We start from the raw sequence: 25776 nt of genomic DNA on the forward strand, positions 1-25776 counted from the left end.
AGGCCTCACGTCAACGTGGGGCTTTTTTGCCGTGAGCCCGCGCCGCGAAAGGGCTCACGGACAAGGCTCATGTTTTGCAGATCCGTATCATCTTTTGCCGGAGCGCCGAAAAAAATAGATCGTTTACAGGCCCGTTCCCCTTTCCCTATGATGAGCCCATGACAACATTCCAAATAACCGGTTGAACCGGAAAGGGGGGTTACCGCCATAATGAGAACGATTACAAAACCGGCGGCGGGGACAGTCGGACCGAACGCCACGGTTTGGAGAAAGATTTGGAAAAGCCGCGCTATGTATTTGTTCGCTTTACCCGGCACGCTTTACTTCATTATTTACAAATATGTGCCACTGCTCGGATCGGTTATCGCCTTTCAGGATTACAGCCCCTTCCAAGGGTTCCTTCATAGCGACTGGGTTGGTTTCGCTCATTTCCGCAGCATTTTCGACAACGCCGAAGTGGTGCAGGTTCTGATGAATACGCTGACTTTATCGCTGCTGCAAATCGTCTTCGCGTTTCCGTTTCCGATCATACTGGCGCTTATGCTGAACGAAGCCCGGCAGGAGTGGTTCAAACGGCTTATTCAATCATTCGTCTACTTGCCGCATTTTCTGTCCTGGGTCGTCGTCATCGGGCTGGTTACGATTTTTCTGAGAAGCGACGGGGTCGTCAACAGCCTACTCGCCTCGCTGTTCGGGACCGAGCCGATCATGTTCCTGCAGCAGCCGTTCCTGTTCAAGCCTTTGATCGTGCTGGAGGTCATCTGGAAGGAATCGGGCTGGAGCACCATCGTGTTCCTGGCCGCGCTGTCCGGCGTCAATCCGGAGCTATACGAAGCCGCTGTAGTCGACGGAGCCAGCCGGTGGCGGCGCATCTGGAGCATTACGCTCCCCGCCATCCGCAGCACGATCGTCATCCTGCTCATTTTGAGGCTCGGAACGGTGCTCGACAACGGCTTCGAGCAAATTTTCCTGATGCTCAACCCGTACGTCAAGGAAGTCGGCGAAGTGCTCGATACCTATGTGTACTATAAAGGCGTTCTGCAATCCGATTTCAGCTTTGCAACCGCTGTCGGCCTGTTCAAATCGGTCGTCGGGCTTGTGCTCGTCGTTGCCGCCAACAAGCTGGCCAAACGGTTCGGCGAAGAAGGCATCTATTAATTTTCCGCGAAGGGGGTGCGTGAGCCTATGAATCACCGTACCGGGCTCGACCGGGCGGCCGACTGGCTGAACGTGCTTGTGCTGACCGTTATCGCCGCGGCGATGATCGTGCCGTTCCTGTACATTTTTTCCGTATCTTTCTCCTCGATGGAGGAATACTTGCGTAAAGACTTCATTTTATGGCCGGAGCATTGGGTGACGGACGCTTACCGCTACATTTTATCCAACGATAAATTCGTCAAATCCGTGTTCATCACGATCTTCATCACCGTGCTTGGCACAACGCTCAATCTCGCTTTTACTTCGACTATGGCTTATGCGCTGGCCAAACCGTTCTACGGGCAAAAGCTGCTGCTGTTCATGGTGTTGTTCACCTTTCTGTTCAGCGCCGGTATAATCCCGACCTATCTGATCGTCAAGTCGACCGGGCTGCTTAACTCCATATGGGCGCTCATTATCCCGGTCCTGATCAGTCCATGGAATCTGATCGTGTTCAGCCAGTTTTTCAAGAGCATTCCGGAGGAACTGAACGAAGCGGCCCATATCGACGGAGCGGGACCGTTCACCGTCTTCGCGCGTATCGTCCTGCCGCTGTCCAAGCCGGCTCTGGCTACGTTCGGACTGTTCTACGCCGTTATGCATTGGAACTCTTATTTTACCGGCATGCTGTACCTGAGCAATCCGAAGCTGTGGCCGATTCAATTGCTGCTGAGGCAAATTGTCGTAGTAAACGACACCTCCTCGCTGTCGGCCGACCAATTCGTCAACATACAACCGCCGCCTGCGGAAACGATTCAAATGGCCGCGATTCTGCTGGCCACCGTACCGATTCTGATCGTGTACCCGTTTCTGCAAAAGCATTTCGCGAAGGGGGTGATGATCGGTTCGGTGAAAGGGTAACATCATGTTCCGCCATAAAAGGGGTTTCATGCTAAGCAAGAGTGTATCGGGTATAATCCAAACGGAGGTGTCCTCAACATGAAGGGAAAAACATTCGTCAGCCTGACGACCGTAGCCGTATTGACCGCAGCTTTGGCTGCTTGTTCGAGCGGCGGCGGCAGCACAACCGATAAGCCGAAAACCGGCGATGCCAACGCCACGAAAACGAAAATATACGATATCGGCTTCCTTAACTTCGCCTACACGATCTTCCCCGACCCGAGCGGCAAAGGGGTAGAAGCAATCAAGCAAAAGTTCGGCGCCAACATCAAATCGCAATTCGTGCTGCAATCCGACTACAAGGAAAAGCTGAACGTCATTATGGCTTCCGGCGATATGCCGGACGTGGTAGCCATCAAGGATCTGGATGCCAACTACTACAAATGGGCGAAGCAAGGCGCGTTTCTGGAACTTGACAGCTATATCGACCAGTATGCCACGCTCAAGGGCGTGCCGAAATCGATCTATGACCAGTTCCGCGTAAATGGCAAAATTTACAGCATTCCGATGTACCAACCGACCTACACGTTCTCCGGAACGATCCGTCAGGACTGGCTGGACAATCTGGGGTTGAAAATGCCGACGAACTACAAAGAGCTGTTGGAAGTAGCCGTCGCCTTCACGAAAAACGACCCGGACAAAAACGGCAAAAACGACACGTACGGCTTCGCGCTCGGCCAGGACGTCAACCCGGCCCCGACGATGGGCGCTTACTGGTCCACCGCTTGGTATCATAAGGACAAGGAAGGCAACTTCATGCCGGGCCTGATCAGTCCAGGACGCAAGGAAGTTGTCGAAACGCTGGCCGCCGCCTATAAAGAAGGCGCTGTCACCAAAGACTTCGCGGTGCTCAACTGGGCGCAGACGAACAAGGAATTTTACTCCGGCAAGGCGGGTATCTTCATCGGCACGCCGAGCGGAATGGTCGAGGAATATTACACCGGCCTGCTTAAAGTCGATCCTAAGGCAAAGGTCGTGCCGATTCCGTTCTTCCAAGCTCCGGACGGCTCGCAAGGCAACCTGAAGGGCCGCGGATTCTTCGGTCTCACGACCTTGTCCGCCAAGCTGAAGAATGATCCGGACAAAGTGAAGAAAATTTTCGAGATTCTCGATTACGGACGCCAATTCCTGCCGCTTGACCAACGTACGCCGAGTAACGAGCAGTTCGACTGGATCATGGGAGGCAATGGCTCGGGCTACGAGATGGTCAACGGAAAAGCCGTGCCGAAAGCCGGCCAGGAGTCCAACACGCCGATCCAATATATGCTGCAGCGCCATGAATTCTGGAAACCGTGGGCGCCGAGCGACGATGCGAACCAGTTCTCCAAGGCGTCGTACAACTCGCCGGAAATGCAAGCATTCATCGCTTCGATCGAGCAAATGGAAAAAACGTACAACAAAAACCCGTACGACGATCCGATCAACCTCGTCTACTCGGAAACGCAAGCGTCCAAAGGCTCCGAGCTGGACAAATATTTGCTCGGCGAGCAAACGAAGATGATCTCCGGCCAACGCCCGATCGCCGATTGGGATAAGATGATCGAGGAATGGAAAGGCCGCGGAGGCACGCAGCTGATGAAAGAAGTGAATGACGGCATCAAAGCCGCCAAGCAATAATACGATAAGGCCACACGAAAACAGCCGGACGGCACGGCGCAGGTCAGTCATTCTTGCGCAGCGCCATCCGGCTGTTTTTCCTCGTTGTCGTATCGTTGCTATTCTAAAGCGGCCCGAATATGCAAGTGCCGGTCGATTCGTATCCAAACTTTGCTCAGCAGTCGGTTTCCGACTTCATCCTCGGCTTGAAACCATACCGGGTAAATCCCGTCTTCCTCGAACTTCAAGGGACCGGAAACGGCGTAGGGATGCCACGAGTCTCCTTCGTCCAGCGAATAAGTGACAGCCGTAACCGTGAAACCTGGTCTATGTTCCGCATATACGCTAGCGGTCACCCCCTGACGCGCCCATGTTCCGCTGCTGTACGGGGATCCGTCGAATAGCTGGAGCTGGGTGGTCAGCATGAGTCCGGACGTCGATATTTTGATCGTGCGACGCTCCAACGCTTCATTGCCCGCCTTGTCCGTCGCCCTGATCCAGAGAGAGTAAATTCCGTCCCTTTCAAAGCGAAGCGTGTCTCCATAGACGCTCCAGGCGACTCCTTCATTCTGCGAAATCTCCAGTAAGGCGAGTCCGCTTTGCCCGTCCTGCGCATAAACGCTGACGACGACGCTCTGATTCGTCCAGGAGTCACTCGCATAAGGGCTCCCGTCCGCAGTAGCCATTGTCACTGCAATATCCGGAGGGGTGAGGTCCGGCGGCTGCGCGGGCTGAACCGTCACCAGATTTTGCACCCATTCCGAAGGATAAGCGAATTGGTACCATTTCTCGACCTTCACTTTATCGCCCAATTCGCCAAGTATCGATTGGCCGCCGTCCGCCCGTCCCGACCAATTGTTGAAAATATAGACGCCGTCATAGCCGGCTTCGTAAAACTCATGCGTCCTCAGCAAGTATTGCTGCTTGCTGACGGTCTCGTGCCCCGTCTTGATGCGAATTCCGCGCTTTAACAGCTCTTCCTCTTGCCGCGTCAAATCATTGCCGGAAAGCGTTCCATTAATGTTGCCATACAGCTTTACGCCCGTGCCTGCGGTCATATCCCGGAAAGAACCGATCTCGGCGAAAAAGGTTTCATGGCTCAGCGTGCAAACGACAAGCGTATCGATCAACTGCTCCTGAATCCACGTCTCGATATCCAGTCCGTTTTGGACATACAGGTCATAGGGAATGCGAACCGAAATTTGCTGTCCGGGCAGTTCGCTGCGCACCTCGCGCATAAACTCGGTCATAACTCCCGCTTTGAACTCGTTCCACCTGGCCTGGCCTCCCGGTGTCGTCTCTTGCTGAGGCGCGGTTCCGTACTGGACAGCGTAGGCATTCGTGAGAACCGGTTCGTAGCCCAGCACGTAAGGGTATCTGCTGTAATCCAGTTCCACGCCCCTCAGCAGCTTTTGCCCTTGTTCATCGGTTACGGAGACGGCTTCTTTCAATACATCGATGATGTATTCCCTATACTCGGGATACGCATAACTCATCCGCACATCCGGAGTACCGTTGCTTTTTTTCTGCAAATAGCCTTTATTCGCAAAGTCGGTGTACAAATTGCCGTTTAGCCATGGATAAACATTTTGGTTGTAAAAGGCGCTCATCCGCAAAGACGCGTATGCGTCCATGCCAAGCTCGTTCGCCTTCCGGGCTACGATCGTCAAAGGGTCTTTGCCCGCGTCGACAAAGCCCAACACGGCGTCCCTCACCCGCTTGTCCCCGTCCCGCATCAAATCCCGCTCTTGCTCCGGCGTCAAGCTCGCATACGGCCGTCCGGCCGCCACGCTGTCCCGCAGTATTAACATCGTCGTTCCAAGCGCCCAATACAAGGAATTGGCATCTTGACCGGCCAAAATAGTAACAGCATTATCGATCAGTTTTTGTTCCGTGTCATATTTGCCGCTGAAATAATCGCTATAACCGTCGTTATTGTAAATGACCCGTTTGCCCGCTGCCCCTTCGTCCGGTTTGGCGTTCAGCAAGATCTCCTCCGGCGTCAGTCCCTTCAGCTTGACATAAGCCACTCTCGCTTGTTTGCCGGGAATCGCGGACAAGGCGACCGTTCCGTTCTGAAAATCCGAAGCGAACGCGAATACTTCCGCTATCGCCTTGCTCCCGTAGGGATCGCTCGTCTCAACTCCATCCAAAACAATCGAACGGGACTGCGTTCCGGCCGAGACGGTCAATCCTTCGGTCCCGCTTACGTAACCGATATATACGCCATACCAGCCGTGTAAGCTAACCGGAAGCTCCAGCGTACCGGCTTCGCTCGTGCTCTCTACCAGCAGTCCGCCGCTATCGCTCCCGTCATAGCTGTAGCTGGCCAGCTTCCAACCGGCTTCCCATGGCGGCTTGCCCGATGAATCGGCAGCCTGATCGACATCCGTAAACAAATACACTTGGCCGGTTACCGAAGTTGCCGTTTGACCGGGCTGCAGAAGAGAGACACTCGCATACACGTCGGTCTTGTAGGAAACCTCGCTTTTTACGACGCTGCCGTCTTTCAGCTTCAGCGACAAGTCCATCCAGCCGCTGCGGCCATTCGCAGTTAATGGCAGCAATACCGTCGGGCCAGTCACTTCCTGCTCAATGCGATTTACGACTTGACCGTCCTGCAGCAGTTCCGCCTCCAGCGTAAGCCGGTTCGTATCAAACCGCAGCGGATCGGCGTCGAATAGCGGAACGACGGTCGTAATTTCCGCAGCATCCGAAGTAGGAAGAACGGTTGCACCGGCGATTAATGGCCGAAATCGGCTCCAATCGGGCATTAGGTTCTTCAGCAGCTTGATTCGGTCCACATACACCTTTGTTTCTCCGACGGCGCCTGCCGCCTGGTTGACGATGGAGATTCGGTCGCTTTGCTGCACGGGCACACCTGCGCCGGACCAAAACCCAAGCTTGCTCCCATTGCGCGAGACGATCAGCCGTCCGTGCTCATCGTAGGCTATGCCCCAGTTGTCATAGTAAGTATCGGACAGAAGGCCGCTCTCGACAACCTCATAACCGCCGCTGCCTTTGCTTACGTACAGCTTATTATTGTCGTTAAATAAAAGCTGATACTTCTTCCCGCCGGCGATGACCTCGACGCCGAATCCTTGCTCCGCTCCGGACGGATCGGGTCGGACGAGAGAAGCCATTCTGGCGTCGAATTCAAGCGCCCATGGCCCGGCGCCGATATCGACGGCTTGGGTCATCTGCACTGCACTTGCCGCAGCGGCTCCGGCGTAAGTCAAATATCTCCCTTCTTCGGCAGGAAGCATACCTGGAACGGAACCGTTCGTTCGGCCATAGTCGGTAAAATACGCCTCCGCGGAGGGAGAATCTACCGTCCATTTCGCCTTCTGGAAATTGGAACCGTCGTCATCAATCAACCGATTGGGATCGCCGATCGCCGACGTATACAACAGCATAGAGTCCAAATAAACTTCATTCGTTCCCGACTCCCAATTCAGCGGCACGTTGGCGATGTTCACCCGGTCCGGAATCCCCGCAGCCGCCGTAGAAATGTGCACGAATGTCGCCACAATGGCCCCATCCAGCTTTACATAAACCGTATCTGCTCCGTTGAAGGCAATTTCCCACTTGTGGAAAGCATCATCGACCGGCATTTGCACTTCTTCCCTGGATGAGGCATTCGCCATAATTTTATTCGTGTCGTTAAACGTAATCTTGTACCGTTTCTCAGCGGCATAAATATCGAAATAAACGCCCCGGTCCGCGTGGTTGGAGGAAGGCTTCATTAGATAAACAAAGCGCGCGGAAAATTCCAGCGTCCACGAGCCGGGACCGATCGGCACATTCTTCGATATTCGTACGTATTTGCCTTGGATACTGGCCTGTTCGTCGCCGTATAACAAGTACTGTCCCAATGGTACCGCTTTCATATTTACGCCGTTCGGATTGCCTAGCGAGTTTTCGTTATCGGTGATGTACAATCCGTTAATGGGAGCCAGCGATCTGGACCAGCCTGCAGCGCTTAAGCGGGAAGCGTCATCTTCAAGCAGCATATCCACAAGAACTTCTTGACCGCCGGAGTACAGCGCCATGCTATCTATATACACTTCATTCGTGCCGGACTGCCAGTTGAGCGGAGCATTCAAAATAACGAGCTCGTCTCCTCTCCCTGTTACGGGAAATCCGATGTTGGCAAAGCTCGCCACCGTATTTCCGTCCAGCTTCACGGACACCATGGTATTGCCGTCATAGGCGATTTGCCAGTCATGAAAATCGTTATCCTCCGGCATTACCGCTTCTTGCTGCACATAGGCGCCCGATGCATTCGTCATCGCCAAAATTTTGTTCGTATCGTTAAATGTAATTTTGTATTCTTTCCCAGCTGCGAATATTTCAAAGCTGATCCCGCGGTATACGGGAGACTGGCTCGGCTTCATCAAATCCACGAACTTGGCTGACAGCTCCAAGGTCCAAGCTGCGGGACCGATCGGCATCTTTTTCGATATCGTGCTGTATTGGGACAAGGCGCTGGCGTTCTGGTCCCCGTACAACAAGTACTGTCCAGCGGGGACGGGCTTCGTTGCCGTCAGTTTGGGATTGCCCAAGGAATGTGTAGAGTCGATAATGTACACGCCGGCCTCAGGCGGTATTCGCCTGCTCCATCCTGCGGCTTGCAGGCTAGAACCATTGTCTTCGAAACGCAAAACTTTTCCCTCCTGCGGATCTGCGAGTGCGGTGTTTGGGGGCCCGAAAAATGGGGAAATGGGCCATATTCCGACTACGATCAAAACCATGACGAGCAAACTGATCCTTCTTCGCCATACAAGTGTAAACATGCCGACACCTCGATCCCGTTTATTTGCCCCAAAGCGGGGACAGTTGACCTTTATCAAGCCCCCTGTCCCGAACGTTCCTTCGTTATTTCTTTCCCGCCTTGATCTCCTCTATCTTTTTATTGGCCGCCTCGGTCGCTTCCCGGAAGGCTGTATTCATGTCCGCTTTACCCGTCACGACTTTCCGGAAAACGTTGTACAGCTCGTTCTGGGCTGTCGCGGTAAATTCGGAGAACGGTTCGGCCGGAACCGGAGCAAATTGCTTCGGCAGCAAGGCGCCGACATTTTTGCCCTTATAGAAAGACGAATCTTGGCCGAATAGTTTCACGATCGATTTGTCGTTCAGAACGGGCAGCAGCGTACCTTGCTTGGCAGCCGCAGTCTGGAATTCGGCGGAAGTCAGGAAGGTCATCGCTTCGAATGCGGCTTCCTTATGCTTGCTCGTATTGAACATGGATAGGATAAACGGGTACGGCTGGTAGCCTATGCCCGGCTTTTCTTTCATCGTAGGATAAGTAATAAAGTCCCATTGATTTCCGAGAGCCGCCAACGATTCCTCGCCCAGCAGCGTGCCGCCCGGCTCGATCATGGCAACGGTTTGGTCTTTGACAAACAACGCGTTATGTACGTTCGATTCCAGCGATATTTTGTCCATGTCGTAGCCGGGGAGCTCAAATATGCGGAAAATGTCCTTCAAGTAATTTTTGAATTCGCTCGTATCGAAGGCGACCTTTTGCCCGGTGCTGTCAAACAGCTTCTGCGACACTTGGTTCAGTCTCATCAAATGGACGTAGGAAGCCAAAAAACCGCGATACTGTACACCGTTCTCACTGCGTGTCAGTTTCTTCGACATTTCATACAAATCGTCCCAAGTCATGCCGTCTTTCGGATAAGCGACGCCGAATTTATCGAACACTCCTTTGTTGTAATACAAAGTGTTCGGCGACATGTAAATCGGAAGGCTAAACAGCTCGTTTTTGGTCGACAAGCTGCGCACGGAACCGACTGCGGCCGGATCCAGTTGATTCAAATCGTAATTATATTGTTTGATCAGCGGAGTCAAATCAAATTGTCCCTCAAATTTCCTTATCGTCGACTCGAATCCGGGGCCCGGAGTCGTTATGATCAAGTCCGGCAGCGTACCCGACACAACCATCTCCTCCAGCTGTTTCGGCCCGGTGTAGCTGATCGCTTTGACCTTGATATGCGGGTATTTCTTCGTAATCGGCTCCGCAAACACTTTGGTGTTCTGGTCCTCGCCCCATGTGCCGTTGTAATGGAAAATCGATATTTCCACAGGTTCCTTTGGCTTCTGCTGTACGTTTTCTTTGGCGCTTTCGGCGTTTGCGTCCTTGTCCGGGCTCTTTGTGGTTCCGCCGCACCCCGCCAGTGTCGATACCGCCATAACTCCTGCCAGCCATAATAACAGGCTCCGCTTGTTTCTCATACGTGTAGACCCTCCCGTTTGCAATGTATAGCATTTCCTGAAAACGCAACATACGCTTGACGGCGCTCCGAACGAAACCGTCCCCATTCCAATACAATCCGGTAAGCTAAGCTCCATCACCTCCTTAAAAATGAAAGTTTCCATCCTATCCCAGTCGGAATTCAGCGGTTCCCGCTAATACGCGATTGAAAACGCTATCATTAAGTTGCATTCCATGATATCGATAAGGTCTGATTTTGTACCGGTTCGAGTCGGTTGTGTTCGTTTGCGTGTAAAATCGTGATGGAGGTCTTACCAAGATTCGCTTGAAGGTGTGCTCGTGGAGTGAAGGGCTTTTGGAGGAATCTCCGGGCATAGTATCTGAGGTGGCGGTAACATTGATGATATATCATGGTCATACCATAATACAACGTTACTTATTATGATATAGGTTTCTTTTGTAATCGTCAATCCTATGTGTAGAAAAAAAGGAGAATTGTGCCATGCCTTCTAACGCTACGCCCCCAACGGTTTGAGCGATTAGGCCTTGCTCCGAAAGGGCGGATTCCAGAAATTGAGGGTTTTCCTGAGGTCTTTATGTATGGTAGCCTTCTACAAGTAGCCGAAACTCCGGATCATGGAAGTTGCAGGGATTTTCAATCTTGCTCTTTTATTCTGGAGTGCGGGGGATTTTTACACATGGGCGGTATGGCGGACTATGCCGTTCCATTCGGGGTGAATCGCGAAATGACGCGTAGGGTTGTAGCCCTCAATCCGAATCCGACAACTAACCTCGTAGGCGGACAAAAGGAGAGAAACGAATACCGTGTTCAAATCGACCTGGAAGCGTATATGGCTTACGGGCGTCTTCGCCCTATTCTTGCTATCCTCTTCGGCGGTTTCGGCCGCAGGCCGTCCACTGGACCCGACTTTGCTGCAGCCTGTATGGTCGCCGCTGACAATGCAAAGCGATTTTCTGACCAAAACGAATGCGGATGCTTCTCCTTACAAAACGTTATCCTTATATAAACCGCTGCTCTTATCGGAAATGGCCCCCATCTGGGGCCCGATGCTGCCGGGAGGGCTTAGCCCGCTGTTTGCCGCCATCGAGCCGTTGTCCTACACCGTCAAGTCGGGCGATACCTCCGACCCTGCCCTCTTCACGGCGCAAAAGACGGAGATCGCTGCCGCGCCCAAGGCAAAAATCGCGCCCGCGGCCGCGCCGGTCGAACCGGAACTGGTCGAAACAAAAAACAAAATCATTACCGCTACCGGGGCGACGATTACGCCGAAGCAAACGATCGACGCCGTCGCTTCCGCCTACACAGGGAGTGCCGCGGAGAACGGCGGCTACGCCGGTAAAGACTATTTCGGCAATGCGCTGCAGGTCGGAACGATCGCTGTCGATCCCAAGATCATTCCGCTTGGCACGACCGTGTACGTGACGGGATACAATTATGACGGCCTGCCAGCTGGCGGCATGATTGCCAAAGCTTCCGATATCGGAGGGGCGATCAACGGAAGCCGGATCGATATTTATGTGCCCGATACGAGAGAAAAAGCGAAAAAATTCGGTTATCAGAATGTTACCATCTACGTCGTCGACTAAGGTCGACGGCTTTTTTATTTGTCTTTCGACAAATGCAGCAGCTCGGGCACCGTCACAAGATGATATCCCTGGCTTTTCAGCTTCGTAATAATACCGGGCAGCGCCTTGACCGTTCCGCTCAAATCCTGACTGCTCCCGCCGGCCGAATGCTGAAGAACGATCGATCCGGCTTTCGTATGGCCCAGAATATTGCCGGTTACCTGCTGCTCGCCGAGGTTTTTCCAATCCAGCGAATCGACGTTCCAGTTCACGATAACATAACCCCGACTGTTCGCCCATCGCAGCTGCTCTTCGTTGATTTCGCCGTACGGGGGGCGCAGCAGCTTTGGACGATAACCCGCAAGACGGTTCAGCACTTCCTCCGATTGCTCGATTTCTCCGGCAAACCGGTCGACGGTGATTTTCGTGAACAACGGATGACCGTAAGAATGATTGCCGATCGTATGCCCCTCGCGGACGATCCGTTTGACAATGTTCGGGTGGGCCTCCGCTTTTTTGCCAAGCAAAAAGAAGGTGGCTTTCACGCCATGCTCCTTCAGCACGTCCAGCACTTGCGGAGTAAACCGTTCGTCCGGTCCATCGTCAAAGGTCAAGGCGACACCCCGCTCCTGAGAAGCGCCGCTTACTTTGAAGATATCCGGATATTTGGCGCGCAGCTGCGGCAACGTAAGCTTGCCGGAAGAGCCGGACTGCGATTTCTGAACCGATACGGACGGCGTTTTCGGCTGCGGCTTCTGCTTGACGGCCGGAGCTTCTGCCGGAGGCGGAGCAGCCACTACCGGCGGCACGGAAAAGGTCTTCGCCCGCTCTTTTTCGCTGCTCGCCGTCTCCGCCAACAGCTCGCCGTCGGAGACGAACGTCGCGGGATCGGATCCCAGCATCTTTGCCCCTGTGTGCGGCTCGGAACGGGTCTCAGGAACGCCGGCCGGCCGCCGCGAATCCGCGCATCCCGCTGTCGTAATAAGTACGCAGCAAAGCGCAATACCGATAACGCTCTTCATGGACTTTCCCTCCCGTAGGACCCGTAATACGGCTTAGTATGCTTGTTCGGGAGGGAATTATCCGTTACTCGATTATGGAAGGGCGCTTCACGTTCATGCCGCCGCTTCTCATTCCGCCGCGGCCTCCAGCCGGTAGCCGAGCCCGCGGATCGTTTTGATTTTGAATGAATGCTTGTCTTCCGGAAACCGTTCCCGCAGCCGCTTAATATGCACGTCCACGGTACGCTCGTCTCCTTCGTAATCGAACCCCCATATTTGTTCGATCAGGTGATCGCGGGAAAACGTTTTGCCGGGATAGCTAGCCAGCCGGAACAATAGCTCGAACTCCTTCAGCGGCAGCGTCAAGCTTTTTCCGTCCACCGCCGTCTCGTACGTTTTGCGATTCAGCGTCAGCTCGCCGACCTGGACGGTTTGCGAGGAAGCGATTTTGTACCGTTTCAGAAGAGCCTTGACCCGGACGACGAGCTCGGCCGGCTGGAACGGCTTAACCAGATAGTCGTCGGTGCCGAGCTCGAACCCTTTTACCTTCTGAGACGTCTCGCCTTTGGCCGTTAGCATAAGCAGCGGAATATCGTAATGCTCCCTCAACTCGCGGCAAAGCTCCCAGCCATCCATATTCGGCATCATAATGTCCAGGATAACCATATCCGCCTGCATCGTCCCAAGCTTGGACAAAGCCTCCACGCCGTCAGACGCTTCGATCGTATCGAATCCTTCCCGTTCCATAAAATGCTTGATCAATTCACGAATGTGCGGATCGTCGTCCACGATCAAGAGTCGGGTCACGAGAAAGCCCCCTTTTGATGATTTCTTGTGAACTCAGTATAACGCCATTTTATGAACTCCAGATGAACCGCATTGAAGATTTGCCCTGGGAAAAGTTAACGCATGTTTCTTCGAGGACAGAGGGTGGGAACTACCGCAAGAGGAAAGGAAAAGAAGGGGTGCGTCTTGCAGATCCCGGCGAGCGGGTGTTATTGAAGGAAAAGGAGCGGCGGCTCACACCTGCTCCGGCTGAACGATCGAGCGGATCACCTGGCTAAGCGTAATGCCGGCCAGCTCGTTCTCCATGGCCGCCTGGACTTGGCGGAGATTCGTTTCGAGGGCGCCTTGAATATGCTGACCGACGCTGCAGTCGGGATTCGGTTTGTCGTGAATCGCGAACAGTCTGTCCGTTTCATCGTCCCTTACCGCCTTGTATACGTCATACAGCGTAATGTGCTCGACGGGACGGGCGAGCTTGGCTCCGGCTACGCCCGGGCTCGTCAGCACCAGCCCCGCCTTGCTCAGCATGCTCGTAATTCTCCGCACGACAACCGGATTCGTATTCACGCTCGCCGCTATATAGTCCGAAGTGTTGCGGCCATCCTTGTTCACTTCGAGCAAAGACAAGATATGAACGCCGACCGCAAAACGGCTGTTGATCGCCACCTGCCCGCACCTCCTGAATGTGTACCCGTATCATGACAGTCATTGTAGCTTGAACCGCTATCCCCGTCAACAGCCGTCACCGGGCGAAGTCGCCTTATTCCCAGGAATACGTGGTAGTCAGGAAGTCGGCGAACTTCTTGCTCTCCTCGCGGCGGTGCCTCCGCATATGCGCCCGTCCAACAGCCGTCTGATGGAGCTGGATTTCCTCCTCCGTCTCCGGTACGACCTGCGGAACCGGAACCGGCTTCTTGTCTTCGCCAAGCGCTACGAACGTCAGGAAAGACGTCGCCGCAATATGGCGCTCTCCGGAAAGCATATCTTCCGTAATCACTTTCACGAATACTTCCATCGACGTCCGTCCCGTATAGGTGACGAACGATTCGAGGCATACCGAAGCCGTCATCGGAATGGGCGACAAAAAATCGACGGAGTCGGTAGACGCCGTTACCGCCGAGCGCCGGCAATGCTTGGCTGCGGAGATCGAAGCGATATCGTCGATATACGCCATCAGCTTGCCGCCGAATAACGTATTGTAGTTGTTTACGTCCGTCGGAAACACCCGGAACGTCTTGTAGCAGCGGGTCTCTTTCACAAATCGTTGTTCCACCATATTTCCCACGCCTTTCCGCCGGCCTGCCGGATCTATCGATTCGGGGCTCCGGTCACGTTTACGGTTATTGTACTACTCCGCACAGCCGTTCACAACGACGCCGTTCACGATAGGGAGGCAGGTTCAGCCGATGGCACGCGAACGTAAAATACCGTTCCTTCCCCGATGCGGCTTTCGGCGCGTATCGTCCCGTTCATCGCCTCCACGATCGACTTGCTGATCGACAAGCCGAGTCCGGCTCCGCCGGATTTGCGCGTACGCGACGACTCGCTCCGGTAAAAACGGTCAAAGATGCGGGACAGATGCTCCTCGGGAATGCCCGAGCCGTTATCGCGGATCGCCAGTTCGACCGCGTTCTCTTCCTTTGTCAACGAAACGGCGATTGTTCCAGTGGCCGAATCGGTATGTTGAACGGCATTCTGAAACAAATTAAGCACCACCTGCTTCATTTTATCCGCGTCGTATACAGCCTGGGCCCCGTTCATCAATCTAAACGTCACGGAGCGCTGATCGGCCAGCAGCCGAAGCTGCGCTTCCATTTCCTTCAACAGCTGGTCCAGCTCGCCTGGGCGCACTTCCATCCGTGGGGCGCGATCGAGCTTGGCGAGCAGCAGCAGATCGTTCACCAGCTTGTTGATCCGCTCCGATTCGCCGTGCATGCTGGTCAGCGCCTTATGCAGCTGATTCGGCTGATGCATCGCCCCGCGCAGCAGCACCTCCAGAAACCCGTGTATCGATGTGAGCGGCGTACGCAGCTCGTGAGAGGCATCGGCGATAAAGCGCCGCATCTGCTCCCGGGCTTCCTTCTCGGCAAGAAACGACGCTTCCAGCCTTTCCAGCATGCCGTTGAACGAGTGAGCCAAGCTGTCGATCTCTTGCTGGCCTTGCTGCGGCGGCAGCCGCTCTCCCAAGCTTCCGGCATCGATCCTGCCGACCGTGTTGACCATTTTGGACAGCGGCACCAGCGTCTTTTTCAAAACCGGAATAAAGGCCAGCAGCCCTAGCACAAGCGCGACCAGCGACAGCGATACGAAGGTCATGAACTGCCGGACCGCCACTTCCTTCAACGGCTTCGTGCTCGCGCTCAGCTGGACGACGCCTTGCACGCGCCCCCGCACATCGAGCGGCTGGAGCACGACGAGATATTCATAGCCTTCCGCATCGCTGGCGATTTTATAGTCCTGCCTTTTCTTCTTGCGGGCCGCTTCATAAATTTCCCGATCCAGCTTCGGCGGGTTGCCGGAATTGGGCCAATTGGACACGTTCGTCACATTTCCGGACAGATCGACAACGGCGAGCGACATGTCGGGCAAAAAAAACATCGGCTTCGGCCCCCGTCCCCCTCCCTCGTTGCCCTGCTCCAAATTGAGCAGCGCTTCGCGGGGAACCGAGAGCAGTTGGCTTTGCATCGTATCGGCCTTATTCCGGAACAAAAACTCCCGCATCACGGCATACTGGACGATGCCGATGAACAGCAGGATCACGGCCATCACGAGCAGCGAACGGGACAGCAGCTGAAACCGGAGCGAATGGGGGGTCATTGCGGCCGGAAGCTTAAACGGGAGCTTCATGTCGCATCGACCCTGTAGCCCGCACCGCGCAGCGTGCGTATAATCCGGTGCTCCTTGTCCCCCAGCTTGTCGCGCAGCGAGCGGATGTACACTTCCACAATATTTTCTTCGCCGCCGAAATCGTAGCCCCATACTTTGTCCAGAATGACGCTCTTGCTCAGCACCAGGCCATGGTTAATGACCATAAATTTCAGCAGCTCGTATTCGGTCGGAGAAAGCTCCAGTACCCGGTCGTGGTGGGCGATTTCCTTGCGCCGGTCGTCGATCCGGAAAGGGCCGACCGTCACTTCCCCGAGCAAGTTCGGGAATTGGTTGCGGATTCGGGCATGGATGCGCGCGAGCAGTTCCTCGAAGCTGAACGGCTTGACGACGTAATCGTCGGCCCCAAGCGTCAGCCCCTTCACGCGATCGTCGACCTCGTCTCTGGCCGTCAGCATAATGATGGCGACATGCTCGGTTTTTTTCAGCAGCCGGCAAACCTCGAAGCCGTCCATACCGGGCATCATCACGTCGAGAATGACGATATGCGGTTGAAACGACTTGGCTGCCGTCACCGCCGTCATTCCGTCCGCAGCCGTCTGCATCTCGAATCCCTCGTTCATAAGCCCCAGCTCGAGAAACTGCAAAATATTCGGCTCGTCGTCCACAAGCAAAATTTTGATCCCTTTCAATTGGGTATGTGCCATACGTATATCCCCTCCGACAACGTCATTACCGTATCCCTTTATTATCCGATACAAGGCTTAAATCATGCTGAATGCATCCTGAATGCCGGCTGAACGTTTCGGATTCAGCATACACCAAACACCGGGGGCGGACAACGCAAAAACCCGGCCTGGCCCGGCCGGGATATGCGCTTACGCTTATGGCGGTGGATTATCCTTGCAAAGATCGGATATACTCGGGCAGCTCCCGATCGAGAACAGCGCGAACTTGGGCGATTTTCCAGCGCAAATGCTCGGGATCGGTCATGTATTCCATCGACGGCTCCCAGCCGAGACGCGAGTCCGCCTCAGTGAGCGGAATGGCCGCTTCGGCATTGGCGATCTCCCGCTCGCCCAACTGGGCCATTTCGGCTGCCAACGCTTGCGCCTGGGTCGCGTCCTGCTCCTGCAGCAAACGGTGCTTCAGCTTCCACCACTGCTTCGTATGGATGACGGTTAACACCGAACGCAGAATAAAGCGGTTCAAGCCTAGCAGCAGGTGCGCCTCCTCCAGCTTGCGCTGCGGCGTCAACGCGATCGCCCGTTCCAGCGCCTCGTTCCCCTTGCTCCACCATTCGGCCATCTGCTGCAGACTGTCAATCTCGACGTTCAGCCGCAAATAATCCGGATGATCGTTAATGGGATTATAGATCGGGGTCACGATCCGGTTGTCGCTGCCGAAATGGGCGTACCAGGCTTGTGGAATATGATGCGTCTCCTGAAACAGCAGCGGATAGGAAGGACCGACGCGAAAAGGGCCGTACTGGTCGTAATTGGTCGGGATGTAATGGCGGATGCCCTCGCTCCAATGTCGCCAAGCCTCCAGCACGTGCGGCTCGGCCTCCAAGCTGAAGTCCCTCCGGGCGACTGCGGCGAACGTCTCTTCCGAAGACGGGCTCGGACTCCAGTACGCCCATTTCGTCAGATCGGTTACGAAAGAAGGCCACCAGCCGAAATGATGCGATTCCATCAGCCCGGCAAGCCCCCAATCGTTGCGCGCGGCAAGCAGCCCCGCATGCCGGCGGGCCCACTGATACGGAATCGGCTCGTACGGGATAACTCCGATATCCCAGCTCAAGCCTCCCGTATTGGCCATCGTATACAGCCGGATACCGCGCTCGTGGGCCGCTTTCGCTTCGCTGGCGAAATAAGTGCCTGGCCCTTCGAAAGACGCCGTATAATCGACGCAGCGGTGAATGACGCCGCCTTTCTCGTACTGTTCGAACATTTCGAACGTAGCCATCAGCGAGATATCCGTCGGCAGCGAGGCAATGAGCCTCAGCCGCTCGGCCTCGGGCGCATAGCCCCAGTTGTACGTCCAGAAGACGATATCCAGCTCAGGGTTGTGCTTCAGCGTCACCCGCTTGATCATATCGAGCCATTGCGGATAGTCCGTACAAGGCCACCAGCCCGGAGACGGCTTCGTCCTCGGCTTGTCGGCCGGCCACTCCAGACGCAGCATGCCGGTCGTGTTCGGGTCCTTGCTCGGAAACTCGCATGATTCGCCGACGAATATAATGCCCTTGAATCGCGGATATTGCTTTAAAATGCGCCCGTACGTGCTGTCGTAATACGCTTCCGCATCCGGATCGTCGGGATGCTTCTTGCTGGTCAAATAACTGTACATATACACATCCAGGCCGTGCAAATCAGCCCGGTCGATAACATGGTTAAAATCCAGATAGCCGAACGGCGTCTCGTCGATATCTTTCACGAATACGAGTATGGCATCGATACCGGCATGGGCCATCGCGCTCAGATGCGCGTCGGGATACACGTCGAGCCCCCACCCGGAATGAATCATACGCGGCGAGAACAGCGGTTTCCGTATCGTATCCTGGCTGCTCACGAACGGCGCCTCGCGCAAATTCATCAAGTCTTCCAGAAAATAGCTGCCTTGGCCTACGCCCCTGTCGTCAAAGCCGCATACGACGATGCGGTCCGCGCCGCTTACGATCCGGTAGCTGCGGGGCTCTTCCAGCTCACCCCCGTAAGCGCTTAACTGATTGAGGTTGCCAAGAACGATAAGCCGTTCCCCGCCCTCCGCCGCCTCCCCGAGATCGGAAGCTTTCGTCAACAAGACGGAAACATTCATGCTGGTAAATAAATAATCCTGTAAATCTTTAGCGACGTGAACGACCGGAGGGCTGGCCTCTTCGGAAATGACAATACGCCACGTCTCGTCGATCCGGCATTCGTCCGGTTCCGGCTGCAGCCGAGGGTCGCGCCGATTCGGCTTATGCACGACGTCCAGCCGGTTGCGAAATTCATAATTGCGTTCTCCCATGGGAACCTCCTGTACAGGAAGCGTCAGCCGCCCCTGCTGGCCAATGAATTTGCCCAATTCATTTATTGAATTCAACACTATATGTACTATATCATATATAATTTAATGTTGGTATATAGAAAAATAAAAAGAAAATCGCCCATCCCGACATCAGAAGAGCGATTTTCACAGGCATAATATTTATCGTCGTCCATGCAGCACCGCACCGCATAACGGGCTGTTGAAGCTGAGCAGTTGTTCCGGCCCGCCGGCGCGGTCGGCTGTTTCGGGTACACGTTTTACTCGCCAGGCAGCTTGCGCGGCTCGCTGCCGAACCATTTCATATACAACGATTCGTACGTGCCATTGCGGGAAACTTGCTCGATTGCACTGTTCACGCTCCCAAGGTAGCGGTTACGCTTTTTGGCCGCCACCGCATAGCTTTCCTTGTTCAATACTTCTCCGACAAGCTTGACTCTTCCGTTCCCGGCGTGCTGCATAAAGTCGTGGATGTTCCGTTCGTCGAATATGACGCAGTCCGCTTTTTTGGCCAGCAGGTCGGCGTAGGCCTGATCGATGTCGGGGTAGCCTTTCGCCTCCTTCAGCCCCGGCAGGCTCCCGGCATAGACATAAGAGGTGGAGTCCAGCTTGGTCGCGACCGTCTTGCCCTGCAAATCGTCCTTGCTGCGAATCGTTTCATTGTCGGCAGTAGTCAGCATGACGAGACCGGTTTGAAAATACGGGTCGGAAAAGGCCAACTCGTCCTTCCGGGCTTTGTTGACGGTCATTCCGGCAATAGCCAGATCGATCTTGCCGCTCTTCAGCGCCGGGGATATCTCCTGCGTTTCCATCGGCACAAGCTCGTATCTCAGCCCGCCCTTTTGCGCAATGGCTTCCCATAGCTCCACTTCGAAGCCCTTATGCTCCCCGCTTTCCATGTAAGTAAACGGCCGAAAATCGTTCTCCACCCCGACCTTCAGCGTTTTGCTTTGGGCGCAGCCCGACAGCAGCAATCCGGCCGATAGCAGCAGCCCTGTAATGACGCGCAGTCCGAAATTCATCGCTTACCTCCCTGTACGCTTTGGAAAGCCGGTGAACAGATCCGGCAACGCGGCCGAAAGGATCACCGGACTTTTTAATTAGCTTTTGTAGGAGAGAAGCACATTATGCAGTCCGCGAAACTCCAACGGCAGTATGTTGACAAAAACATCAACATAAGCAACAATGAGTTTGTTGATATGATTATCAACTCAATTTTTAAACAATTGGAGGTATGCTGCAATGACAGACCACCCTACGCCCGCCATGCGGATGGAATTGCATGTTCTATGTCCGGGTTCGGAATCCTCGGCGGACGCCTGGATCGAGCAAGCTGCGCGTTCGGGCCGCCAAGCGCTTCGCCTCGTCAGCCGATCCGGCATCGAATGGTTCCCCGGAGCCGAACGGACAGCCAGACGGTGCGGCATCAAGCCGATCTTCGGATTTGAGCTGCTTGTCTCAACCGGCCATGACGACGTCCCCTCTTATCCCTGCCGCATCTATGTCAAAAACGACTTCGGCCGGAAGCATCTGTACAAGCTCGTCTCGCTATCCTGCCCAGACCGATCCACTGCGCCGCAGGCCGTCTCCACACAGACGCTGGAGAAGCTGCGGGAAAGACTGCTCCTGTCGTCCGGCTTTCCCGGAAGCGAGCTGCTGGAGGCGGCTCTGCTCGGAGCCCGCGATCAAGCGGAACGGATTGCCGGGCAGTTCGACGCGATCGAGATTCAGCCTTTCATACCCGACTCGCGCAGCTTATCTTCCATCGTTTCCGAGGAAGTCCGGCTGCAGACGGAAGAAGCCCATCGACTCCTAGCGGACATCGCGGACAAGCTCGGCAAGCCGCTGCTGGCGGGCTGCACAGTCGGAGAGTCCGCGGGCGATACGGAACGGTTTGGCGCAACAGACGACCCTATTACCGGATTACTCGGCTATCTTGGGCCGCAGCAGGCTTATGCGGCGGTCGTCGACCATCCGAACCGCTTTGCCGATCTCATTGAAGAATTTGAGCTTATGCCGAAGCAACTGCATCTTCCTGTTGTGGAAGGCGCGGAACAATTTATTCGTACCAAGTGTACGGACCGCGCAGCAGAACGGTACGGGCAGCAGCTGCCCCGTCAGGTGGCCGTTCGCCTCGATTGGGAGCTCGAGCGGATCACGGCGCACGGCTTTGCCGCGCCTTACATCCTCGCCGCCGACACGGCCGCGCAAAGCCGAGCCGACGGCTGCCCGGTCGAAACGAGAGGCTCGGCCGGGGCAAGTCTCGTGGCCCATTTGCTCGGCTTGACCGAAACGAATCCGCTGCCGCCGCATTATGTGTGCGAGGCGTGCAGCCGGTCGGAATGGCCGGACAGCGATGCGGCAACGAGCGGCTTTGATTTTCCCGACCGGAGCTGTCCGGTATGCGGCAGCCTTATGAAGGGGGACGGGCATAATATTCCCGCCGAAATGTTCCTTGGCCTGAACGGCAATATAGTACCAGACCTTGATCTTCTTGTCCCGGAGGAATACCAAGAGCGGGCATTGGACGGACTGGGGGTCAGGTTCGGGAAAGAGCGGGCTCTTCGGGTGAGCCGGATAAGCGGCGGTCTCTACCCGGGCGGCGTTGTTCTTGTGCCGGAACAACATACGGCGGAACAGTTCACGCCGGTCTATGACTTCGCTCCCGGTCTGCCGGACGGCTGGAGGATGGCGCATTTCGATTATCGCGACTTGGAAACGGCGCTTCTAAAGCTGGACGTGTTTCCCCACAGCCCTTTATCAATGCTGCGTCTGCTTCATCGGCTGACTGGGGTCGATCCGTCTTCGATTCCGATGAACGATCCGCGCGTGCTCAGCCTGTTTCGCTCGCCCGCAGCGCTTGGCGTTACGGCCGGGCAAATCCGCACGGAGGCAGCCACTTACGGCATACCGGAGATGGGGCTCCCGTTTGTCCGTGCCGTGCTGGAGGAGACGAAACCAGCCGCCTTCTCCGACTTGCTGCGAATATCCGGACTGACGCATGGCACCGGCGTCTGGGAAAACAACGCCCGCGAGCTAATCCGTTCGAGGACGTGTACGATCAGCGCCGTGATCGCCTGCCGGGACGATATTATGCTGGAGCTAACGGAACGCGGCATCGACCGGGAGCAAGCTTTCCGGATAGCCGAGGGCGTGCGCAAAGGAAAAGGTCTCTGTCCATCATACATAGTAGAAATGCGCGGAGCAGGCATAGCGGAATGGTACATCGAATCGTGCCGCCGTATCGGCTATTTATTTCCCCGAGCCCATGCCGTTACATATGTCGCTTCGGCCATCCGGCATGCCTATTACAAGCTGTATCGCCCGCTGGAGTTTTACGCCGCCTATTTCACCGTGTACGGGCCGCGCAGCCGCTTCGCTCCGGGCAGCGGCCGGTACGAGGATATCTGGGAGCGCGTAGAGCAAGCCGAGTCGAACCCCGGCGACAGCTCGGCGGCCGCCCTGGCGGCTCTCGAAGTTGCCATGGAGATGACGGCGCGCGGTTTTCGCTTCGGCAGCGGAGACGCTTCCCAAGACGCGGCATTCGCCGTAGAAGACGACGACAGACGGCTGCTCGTAACCGCAAATCCGTATTTTTAATGACGTAAACCATTCATAGGCCAAACCATTGATCAAGCAAAAAGTCCGGCGAACGCAGCCGCCGCGCGATCGGAGGCGTTCCCCGAAGCGCGGCGAACTTTGTTCACCGGACTTGATGTTTAACTTTAAGCCATGGTCGCCGTCGTCGGCTGTGCGGCCGGACGGTGCTGCTTACGATGCGTAACCACAAAGTAAAGGAGCGTCAAGGCGGCGAACAGCACCGCGAATAGGCCGAGCACTCCGGCATTCGCCCACATCGAAGCGGTATCGCCGCTGGAGATGACATCCTTGAAGCCGGCTACGGAATACGTCATCGGCAGCCAAGGCGTCACCTTTTGCAGCCAGTTCGGTATCAGTTCCAATGGGAACGTTCCTGCCGAGCTCGTCAGTTGGAAGATCAGCACGACGATGGCCACGAATCGTCCCGGGTTTTGCAGCACCGTAACGAGAAATTGAATTAGCATCATAAACGTAACGCTGGTGATGAGCGAGAACAGGATAAACAGCGGGACGCTTTGCACATCCATTCTCAACACGAACAGCAGCGCTGCGTCCACGATCAGCGCCTGTACGATGCCGACGGTTACGAGCGTGAGCGCCTTGCTCCAGAACCAGCTCCGCCCATTCGCCGGCAGCGCCGCGGGCTCTCTGACCGAATAAACGATCGTCAGAAGCAGAGCCCCCACATACAGACCGAGCGAAATGAAATACGGTGCGAAGCCCGTACCGTAATTCGGCACTTCATTGACCTTCTCCACATCGAGATCGATCGGACCGGCGAACATATCGTACATCGCGTCGGTTGCCTGCAAGCCGGCCGTCTTGCCCTTGGCCTCGCCCAACTGGTCGGCCAGTTGCCGCGAACCGTCGCCCAAGGTCAGCAAGCCGTCGGCTACCTGCTTGGCGCCGCCCTCCAGTTGAACCGTCCCGTCCACGAAAGGAACGACATTTTCCTTCAACTTTCCCAGCCCTTGATACAGGTCGACAGCGCCGCCGTTCAACTGCTTGGCGCCAGCTGCCAGCGCTTCTCCGCCGTTCTTCGCCTCGGTCAGCTTTCCGCCCAGCTGCTCCATCCCCGCTTGCCACCGGCCGGCGCCCGTAACCAGTTGCTGGCCTCCAGCGGCCAATTGCTCTCCGCCCGTACGGGCTTCCCCGATGCCGACATTCAGCGCGGCGATGCCTTCTTTAACCTGCACGGTGCCGGTATGCAGCTGTTCCGCTCCGGCGCTCAGCTGCTGCTGAGCCTGCTTCGCTTCACCCAATCCGGCTGCCAGTTGGCGGCTGGCGGCGAGCAGCTTCTGAAATTCGGCGTTTTGCCCGAGAGCCGGATCCGCCTGAGCCAACTGCGCTAGCGACTGCTCCAGCTGCTCCGCTCCCTGCTCCAGCTTCACCGTTCCGGCTGCGGCCCGGCCGAGTCCGCCGGCCAATTGACCCGCTGCCTGCTCCGCCTGGTCCGAGCCGGCCACGAGCCGGCCGCTCCCCTCCGCGAGCCGGGCCAAGCCTCCGCTCAAACTGGCGGAGCCGGTACGCAGCGACTCCGCACCGTGGCCAAGCGCGGCTGCGCCTGCGCCAAGCTCTTGCCCGGCCGCATTCAGCCGGGTCAACCCTTCGGACAGCGCAGCGGCTCCGTCGCTCAGCTGCGCCGCTCCTTGCTTCACCTGACCGCCGCCGGCCTCCAGCTTGACGATACCGTCCTGAAGCGACACGGAGCCGCCAGCCAGCTTGCTCAAATTTTGCTCGATCAGCCGCGCGCCATCCTTGGCTTTGGCCGTGCCGTCGGCCAGTTGGCCAGCACCGTCGCTCGCTTGCCCGATGCCGGAAGCGAGCAGCTCCATTTGGCCGAATACCGTCCGGGCGTAAGCCTCGGTCACTTCCTTATTGAGCAGAGCTTTCATCTTCTCTACTGCGGAATTGCCGATCTGCGAAGCCAGGAAATTGTAGCTTTCATTAGGCATAAAAGAAAGCCGGGCCGCCGTCGGACGGTCTGATGTAAGAGTCGTCGTCTTCTCGGAGAAATCCTCCGGTATTTCGATTGCCATGTAATACTTATTGTCCGTAAGACCGGCCTCTGCCTCTTCCTTGCTGACGAATTGCCAGTCGAACTGCGGGTTCTGCTTAAGCTGGCCGGTAAAGTCGCTGCCGATCTGCAGCGTTTTGCCGTTAAACTCCGCCCCTTTGTCGTTGTTCACGATCGCCACTGGCAAATCGCTCAGGCGGCCGTACGGGTCCCAGAACGCCCCGAGGAACAGCGCCGAATACAGCACCGGAATCAGAATAACCGCCAATACCGGGATCAGCACTTTATAATTGCGCCCGATCGAGCCGAGCTCCCGGCCGAATTGTTTCATGCCATTTAGCATCTCTGTCCACACTCCTGAGTTGAACTTTATGACCATAACAGTCATTTGGTCATTTTATAATGAAAAAAACGGCTTCCGGTTTAATCCGGAGCCAATCCTCCCTGCAAATAAAAACGCAGCAGCTCGGCGACTTTCTCTTTGGGCAGCGGTTCGTGCGACTTCTTCCAGTCCGCGGTCAACGCCATGTACAGCTTCAGCATGACGAAGGCGGTCATCTCCGGATCGCACGGCTTGATCTCGCCCTTGCCGACCGCCAGGCCGACCTGATGCTGGATGTAGCCGACGATCGCCCGCTCGATCTGCTGAATGCCGGCCTGCGCCATCGGCGTGCCGATCTCCCGTACCTCCTGGGCGAGCTTGATAGCCAGCTCGTGCTCCTCGCGGAAATCGAGCACCCGGTCGAGCACCCGGTGCAGATTGTCGAAGAAATTGCGTTCCGGGTTGACGACCTCCTCGGCCACCCGCTTCATTTCCTGAACGAGCCGGTTCATGATTTCCTGGAACAGCTCTTCCTTGTTGGCGAAAAACGTGTAGATCGTTCCTTTGCCCACGCCTCCGATCTTCGCCACCTGATCCATCGTCGTCGCTTTATAGCCGAACAGGGCAAACGACTTGGCCGCCGCGTCGATGATCCATTTGCGCCGATCAACCGACATTCCATCACCTCCGACCG

Annotated in this window: 17 protein-coding genes and 1 riboswitch; of the genes, 5 read left to right on the forward strand and 12 right to left on the reverse strand. The window is 55.8% G+C overall.

Translation table 11 applies throughout. The annotated features are described in order from the left end of the window. Positions 1–210 precede the first annotated feature (210 nt). From ABD796_RS08695 to ABD796_RS08705, 3 genes are all read left to right on the forward strand, one after another. The gene (locus ABD796_RS08695) at positions 211–1158 is read left to right on the forward strand and encodes an ABC transporter permease (protein WP_344905948.1); all 948 of its coding nucleotides are present in this window, start codon (positions 211–213) and stop codon (positions 1156–1158) included. 27 nt (positions 1159–1185) lie between these two features. Then, entirely contained in the window at positions 1186–2058 is an 873-nt protein-coding gene (locus ABD796_RS08700; protein ID WP_344905951.1) for a carbohydrate ABC transporter permease, read from the forward strand. Between the two features lie 78 nt (positions 2059–2136). Continuing rightward, positions 2137–3714: an extracellular solute-binding protein gene (locus ABD796_RS08705; protein WP_344905954.1), complete on the forward strand. Its 1578-nt coding sequence runs from the start codon at positions 2137–2139 to the stop codon at positions 3712–3714. Positions 3715–3812: 98 nt separating this feature from the next. On the opposite strand, the gene ABD796_RS08710 is transcribed toward ABD796_RS08705, so the two are convergent. Next, entirely contained in the window at positions 3813–8357 is a 4545-nt protein-coding gene (locus tag ABD796_RS08710; RefSeq protein WP_344905957.1) for a glycoside hydrolase family protein, read from the reverse strand. A gap of 214 nt (positions 8358–8571) precedes the next feature. Then, a complete protein-coding gene (locus tag ABD796_RS08715; RefSeq protein ID WP_344905959.1) occupies positions 8572–9933 on the reverse strand; it encodes an ABC transporter substrate-binding protein in 1362 nt (453 codons plus the stop codon). Between the two features lie 632 nt (positions 9934–10565). Then, a riboswitch (cyclic di-AMP (ydaO/yuaA leader) is annotated at positions 10566–10729 on the forward strand. A gap of 9 nt (positions 10730–10738) precedes the next feature. Between ABD796_RS08715 and ABD796_RS08720 the strand changes: the two genes are divergently transcribed. After that, the gene (locus ABD796_RS08720; RefSeq protein WP_344905961.1) at positions 10739–11521 is read left to right on the forward strand and encodes a 3D domain-containing protein; all 783 of its coding nucleotides are present in this window, start codon (positions 10739–10741) and stop codon (positions 11519–11521) included. A 14-nt stretch (positions 11522–11535) separates the two neighbouring features. Here ABD796_RS08720 and ABD796_RS08725 read toward each other — a convergent pair whose 3' ends face one another. The 8 genes from ABD796_RS08725 to ABD796_RS08760 form a co-directional block, all read right to left on the reverse strand. Further along, a complete protein-coding gene (locus ABD796_RS08725) occupies positions 11536–12522 on the reverse strand; it encodes a polysaccharide deacetylase family protein (protein WP_344905963.1) in 987 nt (328 codons plus the stop codon). 108 nt (positions 12523–12630) lie between these two features. Then, the gene (locus ABD796_RS08730) at positions 12631–13308 is read right to left on the reverse strand and encodes a response regulator transcription factor (protein WP_344905965.1); all 678 of its coding nucleotides are present in this window, start codon (positions 13306–13308) and stop codon (positions 12631–12633) included. A gap of 213 nt (positions 13309–13521) precedes the next feature. Then, positions 13522–13953 (reverse strand): Rrf2 family transcriptional regulator, encoded by a 432-nt coding sequence (locus tag ABD796_RS08735; RefSeq protein ID WP_344905968.1) that lies wholly within the window; start codon positions 13951–13953, stop codon positions 13522–13524. Between the two features lie 94 nt (positions 13954–14047). Beyond that, positions 14048–14563, reverse strand: a complete 516-nt coding sequence (locus ABD796_RS08740; RefSeq protein ID WP_379116499.1) for an acyl-CoA thioesterase — start codon at positions 14561–14563, stop codon at positions 14048–14050. 104 nt (positions 14564–14667) lie between these two features. Beyond that, positions 14668–16134, reverse strand: a complete 1467-nt coding sequence (locus tag ABD796_RS08745; protein ID WP_344905971.1) for a sensor histidine kinase — start codon at positions 16132–16134, stop codon at positions 14668–14670. Beyond that, a complete protein-coding gene (locus ABD796_RS08750) occupies positions 16131–16820 on the reverse strand; it encodes a response regulator transcription factor (RefSeq protein ID WP_344905974.1) in 690 nt (229 codons plus the stop codon). Before ABD796_RS08750 ends, ABD796_RS08745 begins: the two co-directional genes overlap by 4 nt. A gap of 190 nt (positions 16821–17010) precedes the next feature. Next, positions 17011–19125 (reverse strand): hypothetical protein, encoded by a 2115-nt coding sequence (locus ABD796_RS08755; RefSeq protein WP_344905977.1) that lies wholly within the window; start codon positions 19123–19125, stop codon positions 17011–17013. Between the two features lie 278 nt (positions 19126–19403). Next, on the reverse strand, positions 19404–20165 hold the full coding sequence (locus ABD796_RS08760; protein WP_344905980.1) for a transporter substrate-binding domain-containing protein: 762 nt from the start codon (positions 20163–20165) through the stop codon (positions 19404–19406). A 220-nt stretch (positions 20166–20385) separates the two neighbouring features. Between ABD796_RS08760 and ABD796_RS08765 the strand changes: the two genes are divergently transcribed. After that, the gene (locus tag ABD796_RS08765) at positions 20386–22743 is read left to right on the forward strand and encodes a PHP domain-containing protein (RefSeq protein ID WP_344905983.1); all 2358 of its coding nucleotides are present in this window, start codon (positions 20386–20388) and stop codon (positions 22741–22743) included. A gap of 125 nt (positions 22744–22868) precedes the next feature. On the opposite strand, the gene ABD796_RS08770 is transcribed toward ABD796_RS08765, so the two are convergent. Both ABD796_RS08770 and ABD796_RS08775 read right to left on the reverse strand, forming a co-directional pair. Next, positions 22869–25103, reverse strand: a complete 2235-nt coding sequence (locus ABD796_RS08770) for a YhgE/Pip family protein (protein WP_344905986.1) — start codon at positions 25101–25103, stop codon at positions 22869–22871. Between the two features lie 80 nt (positions 25104–25183). Continuing rightward, a complete protein-coding gene (locus ABD796_RS08775) occupies positions 25184–25759 on the reverse strand; it encodes a TetR/AcrR family transcriptional regulator (RefSeq protein ID WP_344905989.1) in 576 nt (191 codons plus the stop codon). Positions 25760–25776: the final 17 nt, after the last annotated feature.

Source organism: Paenibacillus hodogayensis, assembly GCF_039536325.1.
Lineage (GTDB): Bacteria > Bacillota > Bacilli > Paenibacillales > NBRC-103111 > Paenibacillus_AB > Paenibacillus_AB hodogayensis.

Coding starts and splice junctions, on each gene's coding strand:
- ABD796_RS08700 (WP_344905951.1), top strand. CDS start 1,186: ATGAATCACCGTACCGGGCTCGACCGGGCGGCCGACTGGCTGAACGTG.
- ABD796_RS08775 (WP_344905989.1), bottom strand. CDS start 25,759: ATGTCGGTTGATCGGCGCAAATGGATCATCGACGCGGCGGCCAAGTCG.
- ABD796_RS08695 (WP_344905948.1), top strand. CDS start 211: ATGAGAACGATTACAAAACCGGCGGCGGGGACAGTCGGACCGAACGCC.
- ABD796_RS08770 (WP_344905986.1), bottom strand. CDS start 25,103: ATGCTAAATGGCATGAAACAATTCGGCCGGGAGCTCGGCTCGATCGGG.
- ABD796_RS08755 (WP_344905977.1), bottom strand. CDS start 19,125: ATGGGAGAACGCAATTATGAATTTCGCAACCGGCTGGACGTCGTGCAT.
- ABD796_RS08765 (WP_344905983.1), top strand. CDS start 20,386: ATGACAGACCACCCTACGCCCGCCATGCGGATGGAATTGCATGTTCTA.
- ABD796_RS08760 (WP_344905980.1), bottom strand. CDS start 20,165: ATGAATTTCGGACTGCGCGTCATTACAGGGCTGCTGCTATCGGCCGGA.
- ABD796_RS08725 (WP_344905963.1), bottom strand. CDS start 12,522: ATGAAGAGCGTTATCGGTATTGCGCTTTGCTGCGTACTTATTACGACA.
- ABD796_RS08715 (WP_344905959.1), bottom strand. CDS start 9,933: ATGAGAAACAAGCGGAGCCTGTTATTATGGCTGGCAGGAGTTATGGCG.
- ABD796_RS08745 (WP_344905971.1), bottom strand. CDS start 16,134: ATGAAGCTCCCGTTTAAGCTTCCGGCCGCAATGACCCCCCATTCGCTC.
- ABD796_RS08750 (WP_344905974.1), bottom strand. CDS start 16,820: ATGGCACATACCCAATTGAAAGGGATCAAAATTTTGCTTGTGGACGAC.
- ABD796_RS08705 (WP_344905954.1), top strand. CDS start 2,137: ATGAAGGGAAAAACATTCGTCAGCCTGACGACCGTAGCCGTATTGACC.
- ABD796_RS08740 (WP_379116499.1), bottom strand. CDS start 14,563: ATGGTGGAACAACGATTTGTGAAAGAGACCCGCTGCTACAAGACGTTC.